The organism is Nocardioides abyssi, assembly GCF_030412915.1.
In the GTDB taxonomy this organism is placed as follows: domain Bacteria; phylum Actinomycetota; class Actinomycetes; order Propionibacteriales; family Nocardioidaceae; genus Nocardioides; species Nocardioides abyssi.
On sequence record NZ_JAUHJR010000001.1, the window covers coordinates 1,011,261 to 1,037,374 of the forward strand.

Annotated in this window: 23 protein-coding genes, 1 pseudogene and 1 riboswitch; of the genes and pseudogenes, 12 read left to right on the plus strand and 12 right to left on the minus strand. The window is 71.3% G+C overall.

Translation table 11 applies throughout. The features are described 5' to 3' along the window. Nucleotides 1-70 precede the first annotated feature (70 nt). The 4 genes from ctaC (at nt 71) to QWY29_RS05000 (ending at nt 4,580) form a co-directional block, all read left to right on the plus strand. Nucleotides 71-1,009 (plus strand): aa3-type cytochrome oxidase subunit II, encoded by a 939-nt coding sequence (gene ctaC, locus QWY29_RS04985; protein WP_300959556.1) that lies wholly within the window; start codon nt 71-73, stop codon nt 1,007-1,009. Continuing rightward, nucleotides 1,006-2,763, plus strand: coding sequence for an aa3-type cytochrome oxidase subunit I (ctaD, locus tag QWY29_RS04990; protein ID WP_300959557.1), 1,758 nt, complete (start codon nt 1,006-1,008; stop codon nt 2,761-2,763). The genes ctaC and ctaD overlap by 4 nt, the downstream gene beginning before the upstream one ends. After that, nucleotides 2,760-3,176 carry a cytochrome c oxidase subunit 4 gene (locus QWY29_RS04995; RefSeq protein ID WP_300959558.1) on the plus strand — a complete coding sequence of 139 codons (417 nt, stop codon included), beginning with the start codon at nt 2,760-2,762 and terminating at the stop codon, nt 3,174-3,176. The genes ctaD and QWY29_RS04995 overlap by 4 nt, the downstream gene beginning before the upstream one ends. A gap of 159 nt (nt 3,177-3,335) precedes the next feature. Beyond that, complete coding sequence (locus QWY29_RS05000; protein WP_300959559.1) at nt 3,336-4,580, plus strand: L,D-transpeptidase; 1,245 nt, start codon at nt 3,336-3,338, stop codon at nt 4,578-4,580. Here the strand turns inward: QWY29_RS05000 and QWY29_RS05005 are convergent. The 5 genes from QWY29_RS05005 to ctaE all read right to left on the minus strand — a co-directional run bounded on the left by QWY29_RS05005 (nt 4,573) and on the right by ctaE (nt 10,171). Beyond that, entirely contained in the window at nt 4,573-5,610 is a 1,038-nt protein-coding gene (locus QWY29_RS05005) for an LLM class flavin-dependent oxidoreductase (protein WP_300959560.1), read from the minus strand. The genes QWY29_RS05000 and QWY29_RS05005 overlap by 8 nt on opposite strands. 106 nt (nt 5,611-5,716) lie before the next feature. Next, nucleotides 5,717-7,468: a cytochrome bc1 complex cytochrome b subunit gene (gene qcrB / locus QWY29_RS05010; RefSeq protein ID WP_300959561.1), complete on the minus strand. Its 1,752-nt coding sequence runs from the start codon at nt 7,466-7,468 to the stop codon at nt 5,717-5,719. Nucleotides 7,469-7,470: 2 nt separating this feature from the next. Next, the gene (gene qcrA / locus QWY29_RS05015) at nt 7,471-8,613 is read right to left on the minus strand and encodes a cytochrome bc1 complex Rieske iron-sulfur subunit (RefSeq protein ID WP_336621822.1); all 1,143 of its coding nucleotides are present in this window, start codon (nt 8,611-8,613) and stop codon (nt 7,471-7,473) included. Beyond that, nucleotides 8,610-9,485, minus strand: a complete 876-nt coding sequence (gene qcrC, locus QWY29_RS05020) for a cytochrome bc1 complex diheme cytochrome c subunit (protein ID WP_300959562.1) — start codon at nt 9,483-9,485, stop codon at nt 8,610-8,612. The genes qcrA and qcrC overlap by 4 nt, the downstream gene beginning before the upstream one ends. 47 nt (nt 9,486-9,532) lie before the next feature. Then, on the minus strand, nt 9,533-10,171 hold the full coding sequence (gene ctaE, locus QWY29_RS05025; protein ID WP_439117386.1) for an aa3-type cytochrome oxidase subunit III: 639 nt from the start codon (nt 10,169-10,171) through the stop codon (nt 9,533-9,535). Between the two features lie 74 nt (nt 10,172-10,245). On the opposite strand from ctaE, the gene QWY29_RS05030 reads away from it, so the two are divergent. Further along, nucleotides 10,246-11,190 (plus strand): cytochrome c oxidase assembly protein, encoded by a 945-nt coding sequence (locus QWY29_RS05030; RefSeq protein WP_300959563.1) that lies wholly within the window; start codon nt 10,246-10,248, stop codon nt 11,188-11,190. Here QWY29_RS05030 and QWY29_RS05035 read toward each other — a convergent pair. Both QWY29_RS05035 and QWY29_RS05040 read right to left on the minus strand, forming a co-directional pair. After that, nucleotides 11,174-12,466 carry a hemolysin family protein gene (locus QWY29_RS05035; RefSeq protein ID WP_300959564.1) on the minus strand — a complete coding sequence of 431 codons (1,293 nt, stop codon included), beginning with the start codon at nt 12,464-12,466 and terminating at the stop codon, nt 11,174-11,176. The genes QWY29_RS05030 and QWY29_RS05035 overlap by 17 nt on opposite strands. Before the next feature lie 49 nt (nt 12,467-12,515). Next, nucleotides 12,516-12,989, minus strand: coding sequence for an Rv1443c family protein (locus QWY29_RS05040; protein WP_300959565.1), 474 nt, complete (start codon nt 12,987-12,989; stop codon nt 12,516-12,518). Nucleotides 12,990-13,064: 75 nt separating this feature from the next. Here QWY29_RS05040 and QWY29_RS05045 point away from each other — a divergent pair, with 75 nt between their 5' ends. Further along, nucleotides 13,065-13,490 carry an Rv3143 family two-component system response regulator gene (locus tag QWY29_RS05045; protein ID WP_300959566.1) on the plus strand — a complete coding sequence of 142 codons (426 nt, stop codon included), beginning with the start codon at nt 13,065-13,067 and terminating at the stop codon, nt 13,488-13,490. Nucleotide 13,491: 1 nt separating this feature from the next. Continuing rightward, complete coding sequence (gene trpD, locus QWY29_RS05050; protein ID WP_300959567.1) at nt 13,492-14,517, plus strand: anthranilate phosphoribosyltransferase; 1,026 nt, start codon at nt 13,492-13,494, stop codon at nt 14,515-14,517. Between the two features lie 160 nt (nt 14,518-14,677). Here the strand turns inward: trpD and QWY29_RS05055 are convergent, their stop codons facing one another. From QWY29_RS05055 to QWY29_RS05070, 4 genes are all read right to left on the minus strand, one after another. Next, the gene (locus QWY29_RS05055) at nt 14,678-15,301 is read right to left on the minus strand and encodes a GNAT family N-acetyltransferase (protein WP_300959568.1); all 624 of its coding nucleotides are present in this window, start codon (nt 15,299-15,301) and stop codon (nt 14,678-14,680) included. A 9-nt stretch (nt 15,302-15,310) separates the two neighbouring features. Beyond that, a complete protein-coding gene (locus QWY29_RS05060) occupies nt 15,311-16,720 on the minus strand; it encodes a hypothetical protein (protein WP_300959569.1) in 1,410 nt (469 codons plus the stop codon). A 20-nt stretch (nt 16,721-16,740) separates the two neighbouring features. Next, nucleotides 16,741-17,019 (minus strand): Lrp/AsnC family transcriptional regulator, encoded by a 279-nt coding sequence (locus QWY29_RS05065; protein ID WP_300959570.1) that lies wholly within the window; start codon nt 17,017-17,019, stop codon nt 16,741-16,743. A gap of 63 nt (nt 17,020-17,082) precedes the next feature. Beyond that, complete coding sequence (locus tag QWY29_RS05070) at nt 17,083-18,888, minus strand: DEDD exonuclease domain-containing protein (RefSeq protein WP_300959571.1); 1,806 nt, start codon at nt 18,886-18,888, stop codon at nt 17,083-17,085. 62 nt (nt 18,889-18,950) lie between these two features. Between QWY29_RS05070 and QWY29_RS05075 the strand changes: the two genes are divergently transcribed. The 5 genes from QWY29_RS05075 to QWY29_RS05095 all read left to right on the plus strand — a co-directional run bounded on the left by QWY29_RS05075 (nt 18,951) and on the right by QWY29_RS05095 (nt 25,612). Beyond that, on the plus strand, nt 18,951-20,204 hold the full coding sequence (locus QWY29_RS05075) for an NYN domain-containing protein (RefSeq protein WP_300959572.1): 1,254 nt from the start codon (nt 18,951-18,953) through the stop codon (nt 20,202-20,204). Between the two features lie 1,425 nt (nt 20,205-21,629). Further along, a complete protein-coding gene (locus QWY29_RS05080; RefSeq protein WP_300959573.1) occupies nt 21,630-21,836 on the plus strand; it encodes a hypothetical protein in 207 nt (68 codons plus the stop codon). Between the two features lie 159 nt (nt 21,837-21,995). Then, a riboswitch (cyclic di-AMP (ydaO/yuaA leader) is annotated at nt 21,996-22,163 on the plus strand. 15 nt (nt 22,164-22,178) lie between these two features. Continuing rightward, a complete protein-coding gene (locus QWY29_RS05085) occupies nt 22,179-23,162 on the plus strand; it encodes a C40 family peptidase (RefSeq protein ID WP_300959574.1) in 984 nt (327 codons plus the stop codon). A gap of 40 nt (nt 23,163-23,202) precedes the next feature. Further along, the gene (locus QWY29_RS05090; protein ID WP_300959575.1) at nt 23,203-24,378 is read left to right on the plus strand and encodes a hypothetical protein; all 1,176 of its coding nucleotides are present in this window, start codon (nt 23,203-23,205) and stop codon (nt 24,376-24,378) included. A gap of 4 nt (nt 24,379-24,382) precedes the next feature. Next, nucleotides 24,383-25,612: a M48 family metallopeptidase gene (locus QWY29_RS05095; RefSeq protein WP_300959576.1), complete on the plus strand. Its 1,230-nt coding sequence runs from the start codon at nt 24,383-24,385 to the stop codon at nt 25,610-25,612. 376 nt (nt 25,613-25,988) lie between these two features. On the opposite strand, the pseudogene QWY29_RS05100 reads toward QWY29_RS05095, so the two are convergent. Beyond that, nucleotides 25,989-26,114 (minus strand): annotated as a pseudogene (locus tag QWY29_RS05100) (IS481 family transposase); the annotation flags it as partial.

A 26,114-nucleotide genomic window follows, 5' to 3' on the forward strand; every position in this document is an offset into this window, starting at 1 on the left:
GCAGCGCGACCTGCCGGTGGTTGAAGTAGTGTCTGACCTACTCGTGACCACCCAAGAGGAAGGCTCGTTCGTGGGTCTGCAACTCCCCCCGCGAGGGGTCGGGAAGGCCAGGCGTGGCCGCCGGGCACCCCTGCTCGCCGCCGTTCTCGGCATCGCCGTCGTGCTGCTCGCCGGGTGCTCCTCGGAGAACCGTGACGACTGGAAGAACCTGGCGATGCCCTCGCCCGCCACGGAGCAGGGTGAGTCCACCCTCGCGCTCTGGCAGGGCGCCTGGGTCGCCGCGCTCCTGACCGGTGTCGTGGTCTGGGCCCTGATCTTCTGGGTGGTGTGGCGCTACCGGCGCCGCAGCGCCGACGAGATCCCGATCCAGACGCGCTACAACCTGCCGCTCGAGATCTTCTACACGGTCGCGCCGATCATCATGGTGATCGTGTTCTTCTCGCACACCGTGCGGGTGCAGAACATCGTGCTCGACGACCCGACGCCGGACAACACCGTCGAGGTCGTGGGCCAGCAGTGGTCGTGGACGTTCAACCACGGCGTCGGTGAGCAGGACCCGTCGGCCAACGACGACCTGACCGACGACGAGTTCGCCTACGACCAATACGCCTACGTCAGCGGCACCGGCTCGGACATCCCGACGCTGGTCCTGCCCGTCGACCAGACGACGCGCTTCAACCTGTACTCGCCCGACGTCATCCACGACTTCGGCGTGCCCGCGTTCCTCATCAAGATGGACGTCATCCCGGGCCGGGTGAACCACTACCAGGTCACCCCGACCGAGATCGGCACCTACTCGGGCAAGTGCTACGAGCTCTGCGGCGTCTACCACTCGCGGATGCTCTTCAACGTCGAGGTCGTCAGCCAGGAGGACTACGCGGCGTACGTCGCGGACCTGGCCGAGACCGACAACACCAGTGACGCTCCGCTGATCGGTGGCGAGAACGCCGACACGCAGGTCGGCCTCACCTCCGAGGCGGACGAGTACGCCGAGGGAGACGCAGAATGACCGCAACAGCAGCACGCACGGCCGACGTGACGGTCGTGCGCAAGCCCCTCGGGCAGCAGCTGGTCCGGATCATGACGACCACCGACCACAAGCTGATCGGCAAGCTGTACCTCGGCACGTCCTTCTTCTGGTTCCTCGTCGGCGGCCTGATGGCCCTGCTGATCCGTTCCGAGCTGGCCTTCCCGGGCCAGCAGGTCGTCAATGACGAGCTGTACAACCAGCTCTTCACGATGCACGGCACGATCATGCTGCTGCTGTTCGCGACGCCGCTGTTCTTCGGCTTCGCGAACGTGATCATGCCGATCCAGATCGGCTCGCCCGACGTGGCGTTCCCGCGGATGAACATGTTCAGCTACTGGCTGTTCCTGTTCGGCGGCCTCATCGCCGCCTCGGGCTTCCTCACCCCCTCGGGTGCCGCCAGCTTCGGCTGGACCGGTTACACCCCGCTGAGCGACGCGGTCCGCTCGCCCGGCGTCGGTGGCGACCTGTGGATCATGGGCCTCTACCTCGCCGGTCTGGGCACCATCCTCGGCGCGGTCAACTTCATCACCACGATCATCTCGATGCGTGCGCCGGGCATGACCATGTTCCGGATGCCGCTGTTCACCTGGAACACGCTGATCACCAGCCTGCTGGTCCTCATCGCGTTCCCGATCCTGGCCGGCGCGCTGCTGATGCTGGAGGCCGACCGACAGCTCGGTGCGCACGTCTTCGACACCGCGCACGGTGGATCGATCCTGTGGCAGCACCTGTTCTGGTTCTTCGGGCACCCGGAGGTCTACATCATCGCGCTGCCGTTCTTCGGCATCGTGACCGAGATCCTGCCGGTCTTCAGTCGCAAGCCGATCTTCGGCTACGTCGGCCTCGTCGGCGCGACCCTGGCCATCGCGATCCTCTCGGTCGCGGTGTGGGCGCACCACATGTTCGTCACCGGCGCGGTGGACCTGCCGTTCTTCTCCGGCATGACGTTCCTGATCGCGGTGCCGACAGGAGTGAAGTTCTTCAACTGGATCGGCACGATGTGGGGCGGGTCGGTGTCGATGGACACCCCGATGCTGTGGAGCGTCGGCTTCCTCGTCACCTTCCTCTTCGGTGGCCTGACCGGCATCATCCTGGCCAGCCCGCCGCTGGACTTCCACGTCACCGACTCCTACTTCGTGGTCGCGCACTTCCACTACGTCGTCTTCGGCACCGTGGTGTTCGCGATGTTCGCCGGCTTCTACTTCTGGTGGCCGAAGATGACCGGCCGGATGCTCGACGAGCGCCTCGGCAAGGTCCACTTCTGGCTGCTGTTCGTCGGCTTCCACACCACGTTCCTCGTCCAGCACTGGCTGGGTGTGGAGGGCATGCCGCGCCGCTACGCCGACTACCTGCCCGAGGACGGCTTCACCGTCCTCAACCAGGTCTCGACGATCGGCTCGTTCCTGCTGGCGGCCTCGACGCTGCCGTTCCTCTACAACGTCTACGTCTCCGCGCGTGGCCCCAAGGTGCTCGTCGACGACCCGTGGGGCTGGGGACGGTCGCTGGAGTGGGCCACGAGCTGCCCGCCGCCGCGCCACAACTTCGTCTCGATCCCGCGGATCCGCTCGGAGTCGCCGGCCTTCGACCTGCACCACCCGGAGGTCGCTGCGCTCGAGATGGAGCAGAACGAGGCGGCACGTGACGGCGGCTTCGCCGACGCGCCGGACATGGAGGGCCGTGCGAGCGTGATCGACGACCGCACGCCGAACGACGAGGGGAAGAACGACCGATGAAGGCTGAGGCCTGGATCTTCGCGATCTGCACCGTCTTCCTGGTGCTGGTCACGCCGGCGTACTGGTTCGTGACCTCGGCCAGCGACGAGGGCGGTGACTGGACCGGCACCTCGGCGCTGGTGATGACCACGCTGCTGGTCGCCATGGTCACCCTCTACCTGGGCTTCCACGCCCGGAAGATGGACGCCCGTCCCGAGGACCGCAAGGACGCCGAGATCGCGGACGGCGCCGGCGAGCTCGGCTTCTTCCCGCCGTACTCCTGGTGGCCGCTGTGGTGCGCCGCGACGCTCGCGGTGTGCATGATCGGCATCGCGGCCGGCGCCTGGTGGCTGTTCATCATCGGTGGTGCCCTCGGTGCCATCGCGCTGACCGGCCTGGTCTTCGAGTACTACCGGGGCGAGCACGCCCACTGAACCACCGCCCCTCGGGGCACCAGCAGGACCACGAGACGAGACCCCGCGACCCGGATGCAACCCGGGCGCGGGGTTTCGCGTCTCCTCCGTGACAGCCGTTAACCTCGAGGCGCCGGCCGCGTGCCGGTGACCTCGACCCGAACCGCCGTGGAGTCCTGCATGTCCGAGCGTCGCGCTCGCACCACCCGCCCGCGTGCCCACCGAGGCGCAGCCCTCGCGGTCCTGGCCCTCGCCGCCCCGCTGCTGGCCGCCTGCCAGGGCGACGGCACGCCGGCGGCCTCGCCCGGCTCCGCAGGGACGACCGCCGTCGCGGGCGAGACCGCCCCGCAGGCACGGATCTCGACCAACCTCCGAGGCGGCAGCCGGCCGGTGCCGGTGGACCGGCTCGTGGAGGTGACCGCGTCCGCCGCCGAGCTGAGCGACGTCACCCTCGCGCCCGTCGGCGGCCCGACCGAGGAGGCCCCGCGGGTGCGCGGCCGCCTCACCGACGACGGCACCACCTGGCGGGCCACCGACCGGCTCGAGCCCGGCACGTCGTACGTCCTGCGGGCCCGGGGCGAGGACGCCGCGGGAGAGCGCGTGGTGGAGCGGTCGCGGTTCCGCACCGTCGACCTCACCCTCGACCAGCAGACCTACCCCTCGCTGGCCCCGCTGGACGGCGAGACCGTCGGGGTCGGGATGCCGGTCATCGTCACCTTCGACGTGCCGGTCACCGACAAGGCCGCGTTCGAGGAGCACCTCTCGGTCGACGCGCGGCCCGCGCAGCCGGGGACGTGGCACTGGCTCAGCGACACCGAGGTCCACTACCGCCCCAAGTCCTACTGGAAGCCCGGCACCGAGGTGAGCGTCGACGTCGACGTCAACAGCGTCCCGGCGGGGGGCGGCGTCTACGGCCAGCTGAGCCGGTCGATCGACTTCACCGTCGGCGACGCCCACGTCTACAAGGTCGACGCCCAGGCGCACCAGATGAAGGTCTTCAGCAACGGCAAGCTGCTGCGGACGCTGCCGGTCACCACCGGCAAGCCGGGCTTCACCACCCGCTCGGGCACCAAGGTCATCATCGAGAAGTTCGACGTGAAGCGGATGAACTCCGAGACCGTCGGCATCGCCGCCGGCAGCGCCGAGGCCTACGACATCGACGACGTGCAGTGGGCGATGCGGCTGACCTACTCCGGGGAGTTCATCCACGCCGCCCCGTGGTCGGTCGGGTCCCAGGGCTACGCCAACGTCAGCCACGGCTGCACCGGGCTGAGCACCGCCGACGCCGGCTGGCTCTACTCGATGAGCCGTCGCGGCGACGTCGTGGAGTACGTCGGCACCGACCGACCGATGACGATGGACAACGGCTACGGCGACTGGAACGCCTCGTGGGCCGACTACCGCAAGGGCTCGGCGCTCAGCTGAGCAGGTCGCGCACCATCGGCACCACCTGGGTGCCGTAGAGCTCGATGCACTCCATGAGGTGCTCGTGCGGCAACGGGCCGTGGGAGTACTTCAGGTCGAAGCGGTCGATGCCCAGCGCCTGCACGGTCGCCGCGATCTTGCGGGCGACCGTCTCCGGCGAGCCGACGAACAGCGCTCCGTGGTCGGCCTCGCTGTCCAGCTGCGCCCGGGTCGCCGGGGGCCAGCCACGCTCGCGGCCGATGCGGTCGCGGTTGGCCTTGAAGTGCGGGAACAGCCGCTCGCGTGCCTCGGCGTCGGTGCGGGCGACGAAGCCGGGGGAGTGCACCCCCACCGGCAGCCGCGGCTGGCCGAGCTCGTCGAGCGCCCGGGCGTAGAGGTCGACGTACGGCGCGAAGCGTGCCGGCTCGCCGCCGATGATCGCGAGCATCAGCGGAAGGCCGTAGCGCGCCGCCCGGACGACCGACTCCGGCGAGCCGCCGACCGCGACCCAGGACCGCAGCGGCTGCTGCTCGGGCTGCGGCCACACCCGGGCGTCGACCAGCGGCCGCCGGGTGGTGCCCTCCCAGCTCAACGGCTGGCCCTGGGCGGTCGCGAGCCGCAGCCGGGCGAACAGGTCGAGCTTCTCGCTGAAGAGGGCCTCGTAGTCGCCGAGGTCGAAGCCGAAGAGCGGGAAGGACTCGGTGAACGAGCCGCGGCCGAGGGTGACCTCGGCCCGGCCCCCGGAGAGCGCGTCGATCGTGCCGAACCGCTCCATCACCCGCACCGGGTCGTCGGAGCTGAGCACCGTGACCGCCGACCCGAGCAGGATCCGCTCGGTGGTGGTCGCCAGGGCCGCCAGCACGACGTCGGGGGCGGAGATCGCGTAGTCGTCGCGGTGGTGCTCGCCGATGCCGAAGGCGTCGACACCCACCTCGTCGGCGAGCCGGCCCTGGGCGACGACGTCCCGCACGACCTGGGCGTGGGGGAGGAGGGTGCCGTCCGGACCGACGGTCACGTCGCCGAAGGTGTCGAGGCCGAGCTGGAGGTCCATGGGGTGCCTTCCGGTGGCGGGGTTTGGTGCGGGTGTACGGCGAGGGCCCCGGCCGCTGGTGCGGTCCGGGGCCCTCGCCGTGCTTGCTTCAGGTGGTGCTGGCGCCTCAGTGGTCGCCGCGGAGCGTCTCACCCTCGACGGCGTGGTGGCCGTCGAACTGGTGGCCGTCCGCCGAGACACCCTCGAGCTCGCCGTGCGCCTCGTGCTCGGCGTGGTGGTGCGCCTCCTCCAGCTCGGCCGCGGTGGGCTTCTGGATGTTGTCGGCGAACCACAGCGTCTGCAGGCGGCCGCGGAGCTTGCTCCCGCGGCCGGCGGGGGCGGCGAGACCGTTGGGGTCGCGGTCGCCGGTGCTGACCGCGACGTAGGACGCCTCGTCGCGGTCGCGAGCGGTGAGGGCGTACGCCTTGGCCGTGTCGATCGGCAAGTGCCGCTCGCTGTAGCCACCCTCGGGCGAGCGCATGATCACGCCCGTCTCGTAGCCGTGCAGCAGCTTCTCGTTGTCCTGGCGCTGCAGCGAGATGCACCAGCGGCGGGTGATCATGAAGGCGATCAGCGGACCGATGAACACCGCAGCACGCATGAAGTACGTGATCTGGTTGATGCTCAGGTGCAACTTGATCGCGATGATGTCGTTGCCGCCCGCGGCCCACATCAGGCCGTAGAAGGTCATCAGCGAGACCATCAGCGCGGTGCGCGTCGGAGCGTTGCGCGGGCGCTGGAGCAGGTGGTGCTCGCGCTTGTCGCCGGTGACCCAGGCCTCCAGGAAGGGCAGGAGGAGCAGGATCGTGAACATCAGGCCCGGGAGCACGATGATCGGCAGGAAGACGTTCCAGGACCAGGTCGTGCCCCAGAACTCCGACTCCCAGCCCGGCATGATCCGCAGCGCGCCGTCGGGCCAGCCCATGTACCAGTCGGGCTGCGAGCCGGCGGTGACCTTGGTCGGGTCGTAGGGGCCGTACTTCCAGACCGGGTTGATCGTCATCAGGCCACCCATGAGGGCGCAGACGCCGAACACGATGAAGAAGAAGCCGCCCGCCTTCGCGGCGTACACCGGCAGCATCGGGAAGCCCACGACGTTCTGCTCGGTGCGGCCGGGACCAGGCCACTGGGTGTGCTTGTGGTAGACGAGCAGCAGCATGTGCGCGGCGATCAGCGCCAGCAGCAGGCCCGGGATCAGCAGGATGTGGATCGTGTACAGGCGCGGGATGATCGAGTCACCGGGGAACTCGCCGCCGAAGAGGAAGAACGACATGTAGGTGCCGACCACCGGGATCGACTTCATGAAGCCGTCCGCGGCGCGGACGCCGGTGCCCGAGAGCAGGTCGTCGGGGAGCGAGTAGCCGGTGAAGCCCTCGAGGGTGCCCAGGATCAGCAGGAGGCAGCCGATGACCCAGTTCATCTCGCGCGGCTTGCGGTGCGCGCCGGTGAAGAACACGCGCAGCAGGTGGATCATCATCGAGGCGATGAAGAGCATCGCGGCCCAGTGGTGCATCTGCCGCATCAGCAGGCCACCGCGGACGTCGAAGGAGATGTCCAGGGTCGAGGCCATCGACTCCGACATCGCCACGCCGCGCAGCTGGTCGTAGGAGCCCTCGTAGTGGATCTCGCCCATGCTCGGGTTGAACCAGAGCGTGAGGAAGACACCCGAGAGCAGCAGGACCACGAAGCTCCACAGGGCGATCTCGCCCAGCATGAAGGACCAGTGGTCGGGGAAGACCTTGCGCAGGTTCTTCTTCATGGCCGTGCCGAGGCCGAGGCGCTCGTCGGCCCAGTTCGCGACGACCCCGGCGCGGCCGGGCTTCTTCGCGACGGCCGCCGAGGAGTTGCTCGTGGCGACCTTGCTCGTGTCGATGCTCATTGTCAGCCACGCTCCCAGTAGCTCGGGCCCACCGGCTCGGTGAAGTCGCTCTGCGCGACCAGGTAGCCCTCGTCGTCCACCGCCAACGGTAGCTGGGGCAGTGCACGGGCGGCCGGGCCGAAGACGACGCGGGCGGAGTCCGCCAGGTCGAAGGTGGACTGGTGGCACGGGCACAGCACGTGGTGCGTGGTGCGCTCGTACAGGGAGATCGGGCACCCGACGTGGGTGCAGATCTTGGAGTAGCACAGGACGCCGTCGACGGCCCAGTTGTCGCGGCCCTCGCCCGGGATGATCTCGTCGGGCTCCATGCGCACGACGATGACCGCCGCCTTGGACTTGGCGATCTGGAGCTCGATGCCCTCGATGAGGTGCTCGCCCTCCTCGTCGACCTCGTAGAAGGCCTCCGGCACGGCGTTGACCAGGTCACCGATCTCGAGGTCGGCGGCGCGGATCGGGGTGCCGACGACGTCGCGGACGACGCGCATGCCCTTGGTCCACACGGTGCGCTCGAGGCCGGCGCCGGGGTAGTCCTCGTCGTCGTACACGTCGCCCGGCAGCGGGCCGAGGTCGCGCAGCAGCACCACGGCCGGCAGGCCGAGGAGGCCGACGGCGCCGAGGAGCGAGTTGCGCACCAGCGGACGGCGGCCGATGCCGGACTCCTCGAGACCGGCGTTCAGCGCGGCCAGCGTGGCCTCGCGGTCCTCGTCGGAGGAGCGGGCCGGGTGGCGCATCTCGCTGATCTCGTGGTCACCCATGAGCTTGCGAGCCCACTGGATGATGCCGATGCCGATGAACAGCAGCGCGAGGCCGAAGGTCGTGCCGAGCGTGACCGTCGAGGCGCCGAAGCCGGCGAAGGTGCTGTGGTTGTCACCGATGTCGAAGGTGAAGTAGGAGATCAGGAACAGCAGCACGCAGATCGCGGACAGGCCGAACATGCCGGCGACCTGGCGCTCGGCGCGCTTCTCCTGGCGCTCGTCGACGTCGGTGGGACGCCACTCGTGGGCCGGGAGGCCCGGGTCCGCGATGGGCTCGGCCGACTCCGGCACCGCGCCGGCGGAGCCGGCGGGGGAGTCGGGGAGGTTCTCCGACGACCCGCCCGCGTGGGGGTCGTTCTCGTGCGACTCGTGGTCGCGGGCGTCGGTCACGCCGCCTGTCCCTTCTTCTTCGTGGAGCGCGTGGAGTGGGCCGCGATCCAGACCGCGAACCCGACGAGGCCGCCGATGCCGACCAGCCAGGCGAACAGGCCCTCGCTGACCGGGCCGAGCCCGCCGAGGCCGAAGCCGCCGTACTCCGGGGTCTCCCGGAGCGACTCGAGGTAGGCGATGACGTCGCGCTTCTCCTCCGGCGGCAGGTTGCCGTTGGAGAAGTTCGGCATCTGCTGGGGGCCGGTGAGCAGGGCCTCGTAGATGTACTTGGGGTCGGTGTCGTGCAGCGAGGGGGCGTAGCCGCCGCGCGGCATCGCGCCGCCGCCACCGTTGAAGTTGTGGCACGCGGTGCAGTTGGTCAGGAAGATCTGGCCACCGCGGACGATGGCCTCCTCGCGCTCGTCGGCGGAGAGACCCTCGATGGAGTACTCCTCCTCGTCGGGGACCGCCGGGCCGGGGCCGAGCGAGGCGACGAAGGCGCCGAGGGCGTCGATCTCGTCCTGGGAGTAGACGGGGGCCTTGTCCGGGGCCTGCTGGCCCGGCTGGGCCATCGGCATGCGGCCGGTGCCGACCTGGAAGTCGACCGCGGCGGCGCCGACGCCGGCCAGCGGCGGGCCGAGCTGGGTGTCGCCGCGCTGGGTCAGGATGCCCTCGCCGTTCTGCCCGTGGCAGAAGGCGCAGCCGACCAGGAAGAGCTCACGGCCCTTCTCGACCTGCTCGATGTCGCTCTCGGCGGAGGTGGCCTGCGCCGGCGCGAACGCGGCGTACAGGCTCCCGGTGAGCACCAGGCCGAGCAGCAGCAGCACGACGCCCGCGAGCGGGCCCCGGCGGTGCCGGGAGAGTCGACCTGCGGAACGGTTCAGGAGACGCACGTTGTGATCCTCGGGTCCTTGCGGGTGGGCGGGAGGCGGGGTGCCGGCTACTTGACGAGGTAGATCGTCGCGAACAGACCGATCCACACCACGTCGACGAAGTGCCAGTAGTACGAGACGACGATGGCGGTGACGGCCTGCTCATGGGTGAACTTGCGCGCCACGTAGGTGCGCCCGAGGACGAACAGGAAGGCGATCAGACCGCCGGTCACGTGGATGCCGTGGAAGCCGGTGGTCAGGTAGAACATCGTGCCGTAGGCCGAGTCCTGGATCGTGACGTTCTCCTGCACCAGGTTCGCGTACTCGACCGCCTGGCCGGCGATGAAGATCGCGCCCATGACGTAGGTGAGGATGAACCACTCGCGCAGGCCCCAGCCCTTGAAGGCGAGGAGGCCGCCGGTGCGACCGACCTGGCCCCGCTCCGCGGCGAACACACCGAGCTGGCAGGTCAGCGAGCTGAGCACCAGGATCGTGGTGTTGACCGCCGCGAACGGCACGTCGAGCAGGGCCGTGTTCTGGTCCCACAGCTCCGGGCTCACCGAGCGGATCGTGAAGTACGCCGCGAACAGGGCCGCGAAGAACATCAGCTCGCTCGAGAGCCAGATGATGGTCCCCACGCTGACCATGCTGGGACGGTCGTGATGCCCGTGGAGGCGGGAGGCCGGGATGGTTGCTGTGGTCGCCACGGCGCCATTATGTCCCGGCGTCCCCACAAGGGCACCCCGACCCCCTCCTGGGTGCGGGTCATAAAGTTCACACCGTGTCCGGCAGTCCTCTCCTCGTGCTCCTGACCGCTGTCCCGAACCTCCCGGAACCCTCGTTCTCGGCCTTCTTCTCGCAGTGGTCCCTGGCCCCCGTGCCCACCGTCCTGACGGTCTGGGTCGCGGGGCTCTACCTGCTCGGCGTCGCCAAGCTCCGCGCACGGGGCGACCGCTGGCCCGTCGGGCGGACGATCGCGTTCGTCGGGCTGGGCATGGGCTCGTTCTACGTCGCGACGGCGAGCGGGCTGGCGGCGTACGACACGACGCTGCTGAGCGCGCACATGGTCCAGCACATGGTGCTGTCGATGCTGGTGCCGCTCTCGCTCGCGCTCGGCGCCCCGGTGACGCTGGCGCTGCGCACGCTGCCGGCCGCCCCGCGGCGGTGGCTGCTGGCGGTGCTGCACTCCAAGGTGGCGGCGGTGCTGTCCTTCGCCCCGCTGGCCTTCGCGCTCTACGTCATCTCGCCGTGGGCGCTCTACTTCACCAGCTGGTACGACGCGTCGCTGTCGTCGACCTACGTGCACGAGGTCATGCACATCCACCTGGTGGCCGTCGGTGCGCTCTTCTTCTGGCCGCTCATGGGTATCGACCCGGTGCCGGGCCGGGTGGGCTACCCCTTCCGGGTGCTGCTGACCGTGCTCACGCTGCCGTTCCACGCCTTCCTCGGCGTCACGATCATGGGGCAGTCCGAGCTGATCGGCGAGGAGCACTACCTCGCGCTGCGCGAGGGCCCGATGGCCTCCTGGCTGCCCGACGCCCTGGACGACCAGCACACCGCCGGCGGGATCCTGTGGGCCTCCGGCGACCTGATCGGGCTGATCTTCTTCGGCGTGCTCTTCGCGCAGTGGGTGCGCTCCTCGATGCAGGAGGCCAGGCGCGAGGACCGCCGGCTGGACCGCGAGGAGCAGCGCGCGGCCGCCCGGGAGCTCAGCCCTCGTCCGTGACCGCGCCGGTCTCCACCGCCACCCGGGTGATCCGGGCGGCGTCGGTCTCGGCCACCCGCAGCCGCACGTCGTCGACCTCCACCGCGTCGCCGGGCTCGGCGATCCGGCCGAGCCGCGCGACGACGTACCCCGCGACGGTCTCGTAGTCGCCGTCCTCGAGCTCGACGCCGGTACGCTCGGCGAAGTCCTCGATGCTCAGGCCGCCCTCCAGCAGCAGCGAGCCGTCCGGGGCGCGGACCTCCGGCTCGGGCGCGTCGTGCTCGTCGCGGATCTCGCCGACGATCTCCTCGACGAGGTCCTCGAGGGTGACGATGCCGTCGGTGCCGCCGTACTCGTCGACGACCACGGCGAGGTGGACGCCCTCGCGGCGCATCTGCGTCACGGTCGGCAGCACGTGGTTGGTCTCCGGGACCACGAGCACGTCGCGCTGGACGTCGCGGACGCGTCGGTCGCCGGCCACCTCGATGTCGAGGAGGTCGCGCACGTGCAGGAAGCCGGTGATGTCGTCGAACCCGCCCTCGCCGGTGACCGGGTAGCGCGACCAGGACAGGCCGCGCACCTGCTCGACGGCCTCGGCGAGCGGCAGGTCGCCGTCGAGGAACGCCACCTCGCGCCGGGGCCGCATCACCTCCTTGACCGTCGTGCGGGCGGCGGCGAAGACGTCGGCGAGGATGCGCCGCTCCTGCTCGTCGAGCCCCTCGTGGGTGGCGACGATGTCGCGCAGCTCGTCCTCCGACAGCTCGTCGTTGGTCGCCGAGGGGTCGCCGCCGAGGACGCGGACCAGCGCGTCGGTCGAGCGCGAGAGCAGCCAGATGACCGGGCGCATGACGGTGGCGAAGCGGTCCAGCGGCGGGCCGACCAGCAGCGAGAGCTGGGCCGAGCGCTGCAGGGCCAGCCGCTTGGGGACCAGCTCGCCCAGGACGAGCGAGAAGTAGGCGATCAGCAGCGTCATGCTCGCCAGCGCGGCCGTGTCGGCGGCGCCGGACGGCAGGCCCAGGTCGACGAGGTACGGCGCGACATCGGGCGCGAGCGTCGACCCGCCGTACGCCGCGGAGAAGAAGCCGGCGACCGTGACCCCGATCTGCACGGCGGCCAGGAAGCGGTTGGGGTCGCGGGCGATCGCCGCGACCCGGGCGCCGCGGGCGCTCTCGCGCTCCATCCGGGTGACCTGGCTGTCGCGCAGCGAGACCAGCGCGATCTCGGTGGCCGCGAAGACGCCGCCCACGAGGACGAACAGCAGGACCAGGCCGAGGTTGACGAAGGTCTGGGAGTCCACGCGGTGAACCTAACGAGCCGTCCCTGACCGGTCGGTCGCCTCCGGTGGGCTACGGCGCGTGCTGCGCCCACGCCCGCAGCCGCCGGTGCCGGTGGGCGAAGAGCAGCGCGACGACGAACCGCGCGCCGGGCAGCCGCGGCTCGAAGGTGAGCCGGTCGGTGACGGTGCAGGTCGCCTCGCCTGCGGGTGCGACGGTCCGCTCGTGCTCCCACCGCGGGAACAGCAGCATCCGAGAGCGCTCGTAGAAGCTGCGGCCCGGCTCGAGCGCCACCAGCACCATGTCGTCGAAGTCGACCGGGACGAGGCCGCCCGCGAGCAGCCAGGCCTTGCCGAGCGGCCGGCCGACCAGCGGCACGGCGCCGTCGATCCCGGCGCCTCGGAGGCGGGGCGGCATCGTCATCGACAGCCACGGCCGCAGCTCGTGGCGGATGCCGGCGGGGCTGGTCACCCGCGCCCACACCTCCGGCGCCGGCCGCGGCACGGTCGACGTGCGGGTGAGGGTCGTGGGCGCGCTCGGCGGCATGGGGGGATCCTAGGGAGGAGGTGACGTGGGAAGGGTCATGGGCAGCGGCCCGCCCGGCGTCGTACCATCGCCGACGTGACCGACTCCAGGACCGCTCCGCTCAAGGTGCTCGTCTACAGCGACGACGTGAACACGCGTCAGCAGGTGATCCTCGCGCTGGGGCGCCGGCCGCACCCGGACCTGCCGGAGGTGGAGTACATCGAGGTCGCCACCGAGCCGGTCGTGATCCAGAACATGGACGCCGGCCACGTCGACCTGGTCGTCCTCGACGGCGAGGCCGTCCCCGCCGGCGGCATGGGCATCGCCAAGCAGCTCAAGGACGAGATCTACCAGTGCCCGCCGGTCGTCGTGCTGACCGGCCGCCCGCAGGACGCCTGGCTGGCCACCTGGTCGCGGGCCGAGGCGGCGGTGCCGCACCCGCTCGACCCGATCCAGCTCGCGGAGACCGTCGTCGGGCTGCTGCGCTCGCGGGTCCCCGCCCCCACGTCCTCCACCGCCTGAGGTGTCGACCTGGCCTGACGTCCTCGGCGCGCTCGTCGCCGGGGCGGACCTGAGCGCGGAGCAGAGCGCCTGGGCGATGGGGGAGGTGCTCTCCGGCGAGGCGAGCCCCGCTCAGGTGGCCGGCTTCGCCGTCGCGCTGCGCGCCAAGGGCGAGACCGTCGACGAGCTGCGCGGCCTGGCCGAGGCCATGCTCGCCGAGGCGAAGCCGATCTCGGTGCCCGGCCGGCTGCTCGACGTCGTCGGCACCGGCGGTGATCGGTCGTTCTCGGTCAACATCTCCACCATGTCGGCGATCGTGGCCGCCGGCGCCGGCGCCCCCGTCGTCAAGCACGGCAACCGCTCCGCCTCCTCCAAGTCCGGCTCCGCCGACGTGCTGGAGGCGCTCGGCATCCGGCTCGACCTCCCCGTCGCCCGCGTCGCCGAGGTCGCCGTCGAGGCCGGCATCACCTTCTGCTTCTCCGCCGCCTTCCACCCGGCCATGCGGCACGCCGCCGTCCCGCGCCGCGAGCTCGGCATCGGCACCTCCTTCAACCTCCTCGGCCCGCTCACCAACCCCGCCCGGCCCGCCGCCCAGGCCATCGGCGTCGCCGACGCGCGGGTCGCGCCGGTGATGGCCGGCGTGTACGCCGCGCGAGGCGTCGACGCCTGGGTCTTCCGCGGCGAGGACGGGCTCGACGAGCTCACGACCACGAGCACGTCGAGGCTGTGGCGGGTCCACGCGGGCGAGGTCGCCGCCGAGACCGTCGACCCGGCGGCGTACGACCTGGCGCCGGCGACGGCCGAGGACCTGCGCGGTGGCGACGCCGAGCACAACGCCGAGGTCGTCCGTCGGCTGCTCGCCGGCGAGCACGGCCCCGTCCGCGACGCCGTGCTCCTCAACGCCGGCGCGGCCCTGGCCGTCCACGGCTCGCCCGGGCTGCCCGCCTCCGAGTCGCTCCCCGACGGCATCCGCCGCGCCGCCGACGCCATCGACTCCGGCGCCGCCTCCGCCACCCTCGACCGCTGGGTCGCCGCCTCCTCGGCCTGAGGCGCGACAGGTTCGTCGGTCGGGTCGACAGATTCACCGGTCAACCAGAGGAGCTGTCCACCTGACCGACGAAGCTCACGCCTGACCGACGAACCTTCATCGGTCGAGCGCGAGCTCCATCGGTCAAGTCATGGGGTCTCGCCCGCTCCCGGGCCGGGGATCACAGGTCCAGCGCGAAGCTGCGGCCCTCGGGGCGGAAGCCGAGGTGCTCGTAGTAGGCGCCCACCATGCCCGGCGGCGTCAGCACCCGGCGCAGGCCCAGGTCGCGCAGCACGCCGCTGCGCCGCCACAGGAACTCGCCGGGGGAGAAGTCGCGGTAGCGCGGCGTGACGTAGTCCAGCTGCACGTGCGCGACGTCGCCGTCCTTGCGGAGCACGACCACGCCGACGGTCTCGTCGCCCTTGAGCACGACGAACGCGTGCTGGCTGCCCGCGGGCGCCGGGTCGAAGTCCGGCTGGAACCGGCGGATGTCGTCGGCGTGGGTGCGCAGGACGTGGCGCAGGTAGGCGTCCTCGGGCCCGACCTCGACCACCTCGAACGCCGCCTCGTCGTGCCGCTCGCGGCTGAGCCGGACGATCCAGTAGACGTTGATGACGGCCAGCACGACGTTCATCCCGACCATCGGCCACACGCCGATGAGCGCGTTGAACATCAGCAGCACCAGGCAGCCCAGCAGGTTGAGCGTGCGGAAGCGGAGCACCCGCGCCTGGAGCAGCGAGTAGACCAGCAGCGCGCTGCCACCCCACCCGACGACGTCGAGCCACTGGTCGCCCAACCAGGTCATGGCGGGAGGTTACTCAGCCGGCCAGTCTGGTGGCGCCACGAGGAACTCGACGTGCTCCGACGTGTGCTTCACGGTCCACCCCGTCTGGTGGACGAGGGCATAGGCCAGAGGCGAGTCCGGTGGGAGCAGCGCGTGCCGGGCTCCAGTCTCGCGTGCTAGGTCGTCCCACCCCGGCTGGACCTCGAGCAGGTCACGGTTGCGCTCAAGCTCGGCGATGGTGAACGTGTCGCCGTACCCGTGCATGACGAGGTCGAGATCGGGATAGCGCCACATCACGTACCCGCCGGTGTTCCAGTGGTTCAGCAGCGGCGTGCCGGCCGGCAGTCCGCGAAGCTCTCGGTCCACCCAGCCTGGCTGCGACGGCGCTTCGTCCGCTCTCACCGAAGCCAGGGCGCCCAGACCCAAGACTGCGGCAGCTGTTGTTGCGAGAAGTGCGGCTGCTTCGAAGCGCTTCCAAGGGGCGCGAGGCCCTATCCCTCGTTGCAGTGTCGCAGCGACCACCGGTGCGGCGATGGCGGCGGCGACAGGAACGGTGCGGGCGGAGTAGAGCGCCCATCCGGCTGCGAGGCCCAACGTCAGGATGTCGAGCCAGCCGTTCTCGTGGGTGCTGCGAAGCAGCACGAGGAATGCGGGTGCGAGGAGCACGAGAACGCCGATGCCGGGCACGGAGATGAAGTCGGTGGGGCCCCATTCCGAGAAGAACGGGGCGCGCTCGCCGACGCCGAGGACGGCCCTGTACAGCTTGGGCCCCACCGGGGTCACCGCGCCGGCAATGACGCATCCGAGCACCACGGCTGCCTGCCGTGCGATGGATGTCCAGCCCCGTCGTTCCAGCGCGGCGGCCGCCACTCCTACAAGGCCGATCGAGAGGGCGACCGGCCACATGCCGTGCCACATCGCCCACAGCCACGTGAGGGGCAAAACCAGCCATGGCGCGGTGCCGGCGCGATGTGCGTGCGCCCACAGACCGACCGCAGCGGCGGCAAAGGCATAGCTCAACACCTGGGGACGCACGGACAGGAACTGCCACGAGGTGACGATCACGACGATGGTGACAGTGGCTGCGACTAGCGCATCCGCCCGCTGGCGAGTAGCGACATACACGACCGTCGCGAGGACGATGGCTTGGACGCCTCCGAGGAACGCAACGCCGGCCAGGCCCCATCCGTTCTCGAGAGAAGCCATGAGCACTTGCGGGAGCCACTGGGTCGGAACCCACTCCGCGGTGGCGAAGCTGCTGACCGAGCCCGGATCCGTCAGGGACCAGCCATCGGCGAATTCGTGTCCGAATCGCAGGTGAAAGTAGGTGTCCGGGTTGTTGATCGCGCGAGCGGCGCCGTGCACCAAGGCGGCAAGCACGGCACCGAACAGCACTGCCGGCATGACGACTCTGACCAGACGCGTGCTGCGGCTCTCCACGTCGGGCTCGGACCTCGTTCTCAGTCGAGGCCGAGCGAGAACGCCGACTCCAGGTCGTGCTGGGAGTAGGCGCGGAAGGCGATGTGCGTCTCGGTCGCCGTCACGCCCTCGACCTTGTTGAGCCGGTCGGCGACGACGTTGGCCACGTCGTCGTGGTCGCGCACGCGCACCAACGCGATCAGGTCGATCTGGCCGGTCACCGAGTAGACCTCGCTGACGCCGTCGAGGGCGGCGATCGCCTCGGCCACCTCCGGGATGCGGGCGACGTCAGCCTTGACGAAGACGATGGCGGTGATCATGGGCTGACCCTAGCCGGGGCGGGCCCTCCGGAGCCTGCACCGACGCGGCGGCGACGGCCGGTCTCAGCGGGCTGGCTGGTGGACCGGCGCGAGGTCGCGTCGGTCGGCGAACGGGACCAGCTCCTCGCGTGACTTGCTCACCGCGTCGTGGATGGCGAGGTGACGCGTGGCGCCCTCGATGGGGCAGGTCCACTCGCCCTGGACGTCGACGAGCCGGATGCCCGGGGACTCCAGCCACCGGAGGATCTTCTCGGTCTCCTCGGCCGTCGCCACCGGCACCGGGCCCGGACCGCTGCCGACGGTTTCCGCGGAGGCCCGCAGGGACTCGACGTAGGCGTGGGCGTCGGCGCCGGCCGGGATGACGCCGGCGGCGGCCAGCCGTCCGTGCCGGACGACGTGGACGGCCCACCGGCCGTCGTCGCCGCGCCGGGCGGCGACGACCTCCGGGCACCGCGTCAGCGCGCTCAGCCGCTGGGTGCGGCTGGCCGCGCGGATGAACGCCGCCAGGCGGTCGCGGTGGACCCCCGCCTCCTCGAAGCGCTCGTCGGCGGCCAGCGCCTCCATCCGGAGGTTGATCTGCTCCACCACCCGGTCGGGACGACGCAGCAGCGAGTCGCGCAGCTGCCGCACGACCGCGGCGTACGTGTCGTGGTCGACGGTGCCGTCGCAGGGGGAGAGGCACCGGCCGAGCTCGGCCAGCACGCAGGGGGTCCGTGAAGGCGCCTTGCCGAAGCGGTCGGTGCACTGGCGCAGGGGGAAGGTGTCGTGCAGGGCGGCGAGGCACTTCTCGGCGACCTTGCGCGAGGAGAACGGGCCCAGGTAGTCGGCGTCGTCGTCCAGCACGCGCTTGACCAGCGAGAGGCGGGGCCACGGCTCGCGGGTGAGCTTGACGAAGGTGGTCTTCTCCGGGAACCGTGAGCGGCGGTTGTAGCGCGGCTTGTGCTCGGCGATGAGGCGCAGCTCGCGGACCTCCGCCTCCAGCGGCGTGGCGCACTCGATGCCGGTGACGCTGTCGGCGATGCCGACCATCTCGCCCATCCGCGACCGGGTCTCCGAGGCGGTGAAGTAGGTGCGCACCCGGGTGCGGAGGTCCTTGGACGTGCCGACGTACAGCACCCGGCGCTCGTGGTCGCGGAAGAGGTAGACGCCCGGCGCGTGGGGGAGCCCCTCGGCGAGGTGGCGCTTGCGGCGCTGCGCCGTGCTGACCCGGCCGGAGAAGGTCTGCAGCTCCTCCAGCGTGTGCACGCCCAGGCCGCCGAGGCGTTCCATCAGGCCGTGCAGCACGTCGACGGTGGCGCGGGCGTCGGACAGTGCCCGGTGGTTGGGCGTGGTGGTCGAGCCGAAGGCGCGGGCGAGCGAGGAGAGCTTGCAGTTGGGGGCGTCGTCCTTGGTGATCACGCGGCGGGCCAGGCGGGCGGTGTCGAGGACCTCGAACGTCGGCCAGGGGCGGCCCTGCTGCTCGCAGAAGTGCTTGAGGAAGCCGATGTCGAACGGCGCGTTGTGCGCGACCAGGACGGTGCCGGCGGCGAACTCCAGGAAGGCCGGCAGCGCGGACTCGACGGGTGGCGCGCCGGAGACCATCGCGTTGCTGATACCGGTGAGGACCGCGATGAACGGCGGGATCGGCTGCTCGGGGTCGACCAGGGTCTGGAACTCGCCGAGCACCTCGCCGCCACGCACCTTGACCGCGCCGATCTCGGTGATCATCGACCCGCCCTCGGCCGAGCCGCCGGTCGTCTCGAGGTCGACCACGGTGAAGGTGATGTCGCGCAGCGGCCGGCCGAGCTCGTCGAAGCTGCGCTGGGACTCCCACCTGCCCGGGCGCTCCCGATGGTCTCCGGGGTGCTCGGCGCGGAGGGTGCTGCTCATGCGGAGGACGCTAGGTGCGGCCGCCGACATTCCTGCGACGGCTCGCGGAATAGGCTCGGTGCATGCCGTCCACGCCGCCGTCGCTGGCGCAGCTGCCCGAGCCCGTGCGCGCTCGGGTCGTGGCGCTGACGGCGGACACGCTGCCCGCGCTCGGGCAGCTCCCGCCGGCGTTGCGCCGCGTGGCGACCTTCGCACCGGCACGGCGGGCGAGGCTCGGGGCGACCGCCATCGCCACCGCGCTGGGCGACGACGACCTGCGCAGCCGGGTCGCGGCGCACCTGGCGGTCGAGCCGCCCGGCCTCGCCTCGGCGGCCGACCGCGCCGCGCTGGCCTGGCTGCTGCGCACGGGCGGGTGGGAGGAGGACCTGGCCGGCGCGCTCGCCGAGGTCGCCCCGGCCGGCCCGAGCCGGGAGGAGACCGAGGTCGCCCGGCTGCGCGGCAAGCTCGACGCCGCCGACCGCGCCGCCCGCGAGCTGCGCGCGATGCACCGGGCGCAGCTGGAGGAGCTGAAGACCGAGAACACCACGCTGCGGCGCCGGCTCGGCGAGGCCCGTGCGTCGGAGCGGACCGCCCGGGCCGCGAGCGAGTCGGCCGCCGCCGAGGTGGACGGCCTGCGCAAGGAGGTCGAGTCCCTGGCGTCCGCCCAGGACCGGGAGGTACGCCGCCTCCGCACCCGCGTCGCCGAGCTGGAGGCGGACGCGGCGACCGGGCGGCGCGCCGTACGGGCCGAGCGGGACGAGGCGACCGTGCGCGCCCGCGTGCTGCTGGAGACCGTCATCGAGTCCGCCGCCGGGCTGCGCCGCGAGCTCGGGCTGCCGTCCGCCCAGGGCGCGCCGGCCGACCGGGTCGAGGCGGGGCTCTCCGCCGGGGTGGCCGACGGGGTCAGGCTGCTGACCGGGGCGTCGGCGGGACTGCTCGAGCAGTACCTCGCGATGCCCCGCGCCCGGCTCATCGTCGACGGCTACAACGTCAGCAAGAACGTCTGGCCGACCTCACCGCTGGAGGCGCAGCGGATCCGGCTCGTCAACGGCCTCGCTCCTCTCGTCGCCCGCACCGGTGTCGACACCACCGTCGTCTTCGACGCCGCCCAGGCCGGCCTCGGTGCCCGGCCGGTCGTCGCGGCGCCCCGCGGCGTGCGCGTCTACTTCAGCCCCGAGGGCACGATCGCCGACGACGTCATCCGCGACCTCGTCGCCGCCGAGCCCCCCGGCCGCGTGGTCGTCGTCGTCACCGGCGACCAGGCCGTGCTCGCCGACATCACCCGCGCCGGCGCGCGAGGGGCGTCCGTGGATGCGCTCGCGGCGCTGATCAGCTGACGCGTCCGGAAAGACAGGTGCCAAGATCCGCTGTCCCAACAGGCCTACCAGCATCAACAGCACCCACCAGCCCCCGAGCGCTGGAAACTGGGCAAGAGCGCGCCACGCACTGTTGGTCGACCAAGCCTCGTTGGCGGTGAAGCCTTCGGTGACAGCCCCCACTGAGATCACCCCGAATTGGAGCGCTAGAACGGGGCCGACGTAGCGGTGAAGGGATCTTGCCTTCGACAGGGCGACGACTGCGGCGGGCGTGCCGCTGGCAACCACCTCGAGGCAATGCCGATACCCGTAGAAGGCGTCACCGCCCATGTACGGACTGACCTGCGCTTGAGCGACGGTGTAGGCGAGCCCGCCTGCCGCGAGGGCCTTCGACCACATGGGTAGTTGGCGCCACGTCCTGATGATGGCTACGAGCGCTAGGAGGGCAACTGGTGTCCATACGAAGAGCCCCCGGTCCGGCGAGACCCACATGCCGACGTGGTTGATCAGCATCCCACTGACGCCGTCGAACAAAGAGGGGGAATTCTCGGCGTAAGCCGTCACGTCGTAGGGCCCTCCCGGGTTCCAGGAGCCGTACATCCACTGGGACCACAGGCCAGCCAGCGCCAAGGCGCAGACGCTCGGCAGTCCGACGCGGAGGAGAGTCGACAACGACCGCCGTGACAGGGCTGCGGCGGAGCCGAGGGCGAGAACGATGAGCGCTGCGTGCAGACGTCCCCACACCGCTAGTCCGCCGAACAGCCCCACGAGCCACCAGCGATCTCGCGCGGCAGCGAAGGCCATGCCGCAGATCCCGAGGACCGTCACGGTGTGCGTCCACATTCCATCGGCTGCGACGCTCCAGACAGGTGTCGCGAAGGCAAACGATGCGGTCGCCACGATGGCCGTCCGTCGACGGACGCAGCACACGAGCGCAAGGAAGACGAGCGCGCTCGCCGTTGCGGTCCAGGTCGCGGCCCCAACCCTTCCGGGAGTGTCGGAGAACTCCGTGTGACCCAGGTGTGCCGCCGCGCTGTAGAACGGCACAGACATGGCAACGACCCCGGGCGAGCGACCGATGACAAGATCGCCGTCGTTGGTGCGGACGAGCCATTCCTCCGCCGTCGAGAAACGGCCGTCGTAGCCGTCGGTCAGGAACCTGGTGTCGACGCCGTTCATCGCGGGCGACCCAGTGGTCGCGATCCGCCACGCCTGCGCGTGCGCACCGCGGACGTCGTACGAGGCGCTATCCGTGCTCGACAGGAAGTAGATTCCGAAGCTGAGTGCTGCGAGCAGCACCGTCTGCAGCAGCAGGCTCGCGGCGCGCGGTGGGGGCACGACACCCAACCTAAAGTCGACCGACGCTCGTGAGTGGTGAACCGGTGATGTGTGACCGATCGGCCGACCCGCATAGCACTGTCGGTGGCCACTGCCACGGTGTGCCGCATGACGACACGGATCGACTGCGACACCTGTGTGGTGCGGGGTCTGGCCTGCCACGACTGCGTGGTGACGGTGCTGCTGGGGCCGCCGCCGGAGCTGACGTTCGACGACGACGAGCGGCGGGCACTCGAGCTGCTCGCCGAGGGAGGACTGGTGCCACCGCTGCGGCTCGTGCGGCCGACAGATGGGTACGACGTCGAGTCGGCGTGACGCGTGTGACTGGTGTGACGCCGGCGGGTAAAGACTCCGCGCTCGCCCCCAGAATGGCCGACGACATGCCGCGGAAGTTTCGCGCGAGCGCCGGGCCGCGACTAACCTGTCGAGCTCAGGTGCCCGTGGCAGTGGACCAACCGGTCTGCGCGGGCACCGCGTCGAGTTCCGGTCCGCTTTGGCGGGCCGGGAGCCGGGGAACCACCGGCGCTGTCCGCAGCGCCACTGGGGTGAGTCGCCCGCGAGGCACCGCACAGCGGTGAGGAGCGGGCGTAGGGCCTGTCGTGCCCGAACCCGTCAGCTCACCTGGTAGACGTACGACAACGAGGAGACCGTCCGCTCGTGCTCAACGGCCGGAAGCGCATCATCCCCGCCCTCACCGGGCTCGCAGTCATCGGCGCCCTCGGCATCGGACCCTCCGGCCCGGCCCAGGCCGAGCCGGACGTCGAGGACGTCCAGGCCCGCGTCGACCGGCTGTTCCACGAGGCCGAGCAGGCCTCGGAGCGGTTCAACGACGCCCGGATCGAGCTGCGCGAGCTCAACCGCGACCTGCGGTCCCTGCAGACCGACGAGGACCGCCAGGGCGACCGGCTCGAGGGCGTCCGCGAGCAGGTCGAGCGCTCCGTCGTCCGGCAGTACCAGGGCCAGGGCCTGTCCGCGGTCGGCCAGGTCATCGTCTCCGACGACCCGCAGGGCTTCCTGTCCGAGCTGTCGACGATGTCGGCCTTCGACGACCTGCAGGACCAGATGTACGGCGACTACACCGCCGAGCTCAAGGCGCTCGACATCCGTCGCGAGGCCACCGAGGACCGCGCCGACCAGGTCGCCGAGGTCAAGGACCAGCTCGCCGACGAGAAGACCGCGATCGACGAGAAGCTGGCCGAGGCCGAGTCCTTGCTGGACCGCCTCGAGGAGAAGGAGCGCGAGTCGCTGCTCTCCCGCGACAGCAGCCGCGCCCCGGCCTCGGTGCCCGCGTCCGGCCGCGCCGCCGCCGCCATCTCCTACGCGATGGCCCAGGTCGGCGACGCCTACGTCTACGGAGCCGCCGGGCCGAGCGCCTTCGACTGCTCCGGCCTGACGATGATGGCGTGGGGCGCCGCGGGCGTCGCCCTGCCGCACTCCTCGAGCGCCCAGTACTCCTCCGGGCCGCGCGTCGCCGAGGGCGACCTGCAGCCCGGCGACCTCGTCTTCTACTACAGCCCGATCAGCCACGTCGGCATGTACATCGGCAACGGCATGATCGTGCACGCCGCCAACCCCGGCGCCGGTGTCACCACCGCGCCGCTGCACTCGATGCCGTACGTCGGCGCGGTGCGCCCTGGCTGAGCCAGCACCTCCGGCCGAGGCCGGTCGCCCACGACGGTGGGTGGCCGGCCTCGTCGCGTCGGTGCTCGTCGTCGCTGCTGCCACGACCTGGTTGGTCCTGCGCGACGACACCTACGTCGCCACGCCGCAGCGACCGGCGGCCGCGACCCTCGGTCCTGCTGACATCGAGGCGACGCTGGACCTCGTGGAGGAGGCGGTGGGCTCCGCCGACGCCGCGCCCCTCGCCGGCACGGGGGCTGAGCACCTCGTCGCGAACGCCGAGCTGCTGCGGGTGCGTGACCTCGACCTGCGCTACGTCGCGCAGGCCGGCGGCGCGCAGGGCGGGGTGCGGGCGACCGTCGACGTCACCTGGCGGTTCGGGGGCTTCGACGACCAGCCCGCGCGCACCGAGGTCGAGATGATCTTCGGGCCCGGTGAGGGCGGCGAGGCCGCGCTGACCTCGGTCGGCGGGGGCGACGGCCGCAGCCCGCTGTGGCTGACCGGCCCGGTCGAGGTGCAGCGCACCGACCGCGTGCTGGTGCTCGGGGCGGAAGGGACCAACCTCGCCCCGGTGGCGGCGCGCGCAGAGGCAGCCGTCCCCGTGGTGCGCCGGGTGCTGCCGAGGTGGCGGCCGCGGCTGGTGGTCGAGGTGCCCGCTTCGGCCGGCGGGCTGGGCGACGTGCTGGGAGCGTCCGACGGTCGGTACGACGGCGTGGCGGCCGTGACCGCTGCGCCGGACGGCTCGACCGCTCCCGACGCGCCGCTGCACGTCTTCGTGAACCCGGATGTGCTCGGCACGCTGCGCTCGCGCGGGGCCCAGGTGGTGCTCAGCCACGAGGCGACCCACGTCGCGACCCGCGCCCCGGTGAGCACGCAGCCGCTCTGGCTGCTCGAGGGGTTCGCCGACTACGTCGCGCTCCGGGACGTCGACCTGCCGCTCACCACCACTGCCGGCCAGGTGATCGAGCAGGTCCGCGAGGACGGCGCTCCGGTCGCGCTGCCCGGAGCAGCGGAGTTCGACACGGCCACCACCCACCTCGGCGCGGCGTACGAAGCGGCGTGGTTGGCGTGCGTCGTGCTCGCCGACCGGGTGGGGGAGCGCGGACTCCTCGACGTCTATCGGACCACCGGGACGGACGGTCTCGACGCCGCGTTGGAGCAGGTGGGCTGGACCGAGGCGGGCCTGACCGCCGCCTGGCGGGCGCGGCTGACGGCCCTGGCCGACCTGCCAGACTGACCGGGTGACACCGACCGCCCGCCGCACCTCGTGGGCGCTCGTCGCTGTGGGAGGCGCCGCGTTCGTCCTGCTCGCCTGGTGGCTCGTGCCGTGGGACCCGGTTCCGGGCGGACCGGTCGAGCCCGTGCGGGCCGAGGACTACTTCAGCGCCGAGCACGTCGCCCGGGCCGAGCAGTACTCGCAGTGGGCGCGCACCTGGAGCTACTCGTCGTTGGCCGTCTCGATCCTCGTGGCCTGCTACCTCGGCTTCAGCCGGCGCGGACGCGCCTGGGCCCGACGCGCGCCCGGGCCGTGGTGGGTGCAGGTGGTCCTGCTGGTGGCCTTCGTCGGGCTGGCCCGGCGGGTCGTCACCCTGCCCTTCGGCATCGCCTTCGAGCAGCACCGCCGCGACTACGGGCTGTCGACCCGGTCGTGGGGTGGGTACGCCGCCGACGTGGTGCGCAACGAGGTGCTCGGGATCGTCGTCGCGTCGCTGGCGCTGCTGGTCGTCATCGGCCTGGCCCGGCGGCTGCCGCGGGCGTGGCCAGCGGTCGCGGGCCTGCTCGTCGCAGCGATGGTGGTGCTCGGGTCGTTCGTCTACCCCGTCGTCGTGGAGCCGGCATTCAACTCCTTCGAGCCGCTCGAGGACGGCCCGCTGCGGCAGGGCATCGTCGAGCTGGCCGAGGAGGAGGACGTCGAGATCGACGACGTGCTCGTCGCGGACGCGTCCCGGCGTACGTCGACGCTAAACGCCTACGTCTCCGGCTTCGGCGCCAGCCGCCGCGTCGTCCTGTACGACACGCTGGTCGACGACCTGCCGGTCGACCAAGCACTGTCCGTCGTCGCGCACGAGCTCGCGCACGCCAAGAACAACGACGTGGTCGTCGGCACGACGCTCGGTGCGGTGGGGGCGGTGGCGGGCGTCGGAGCGCTCTCGCTCTGCGTCGGTCTGTGGGCACGACGCGGCGGACCTGCTGTTGGCGCCGCGGGGATCGTGCCTGGCGCGCTGGCGTTGTTCGCTGTTGCGAGCCTCCTGCTGAGCCCGGTGCAGAACGGCATCAGCCGGCAGGTCGAGACCCGCGCGGACGTCGACGCGCTCGCGGTCACGGGCGACCCGGACGCGTTCATCGCCATGCAGCTGCGGCTCGCCAGCCGGTCGGTCGCGGACCTGACGCCGCCTGCATGGACCCAGTGGTGGTTCGGTAGCCACCCGCCGGCGTTGTCCCGGATGGGAGCCGTATCAACCTCGCGTTGACCACCGTCCTCGCGCGTGAAGCACGACTATGACGGGTTGAGGCAAGCACGAAAGGTGGGGTACGGCATCCACTCGATAGACGTCTCACGCTCGCGAGCGCCTTGGCACGGCGCAACAACCAACGAGCACGGGAGTACTCCGGACGGCTGCGCGGACTGGCCGGCGGTGCCGTGGCTGCTCGTCGCGGCGATGGTGGTGCGGGGGAGCTCGTCGACACGGTCGTCGTGGAGCCGCATTGAAGTCCTCGAGCCCGCCTGACAGGCGACTTCGACAGAGGATCGTCGAGATGGCTAAGGACAAAGAGAATGGCGATGTGCTCATGGCGGACGTTCCCGGCGTACGTCGTCGTTGGAGACCTACGTGTCCGGTACTAGCGCTAGCTGTGATGTCTGGGGACGTTGGTCAGCCGTGTGACTGGTGGCTTGCCTCCGATGGCGGAGTGGGCGCGGTGGTGATTGTAGAAGTGGAGCCAGCCCGTCAGCGCGTTGTTGCGCTGCTGGGT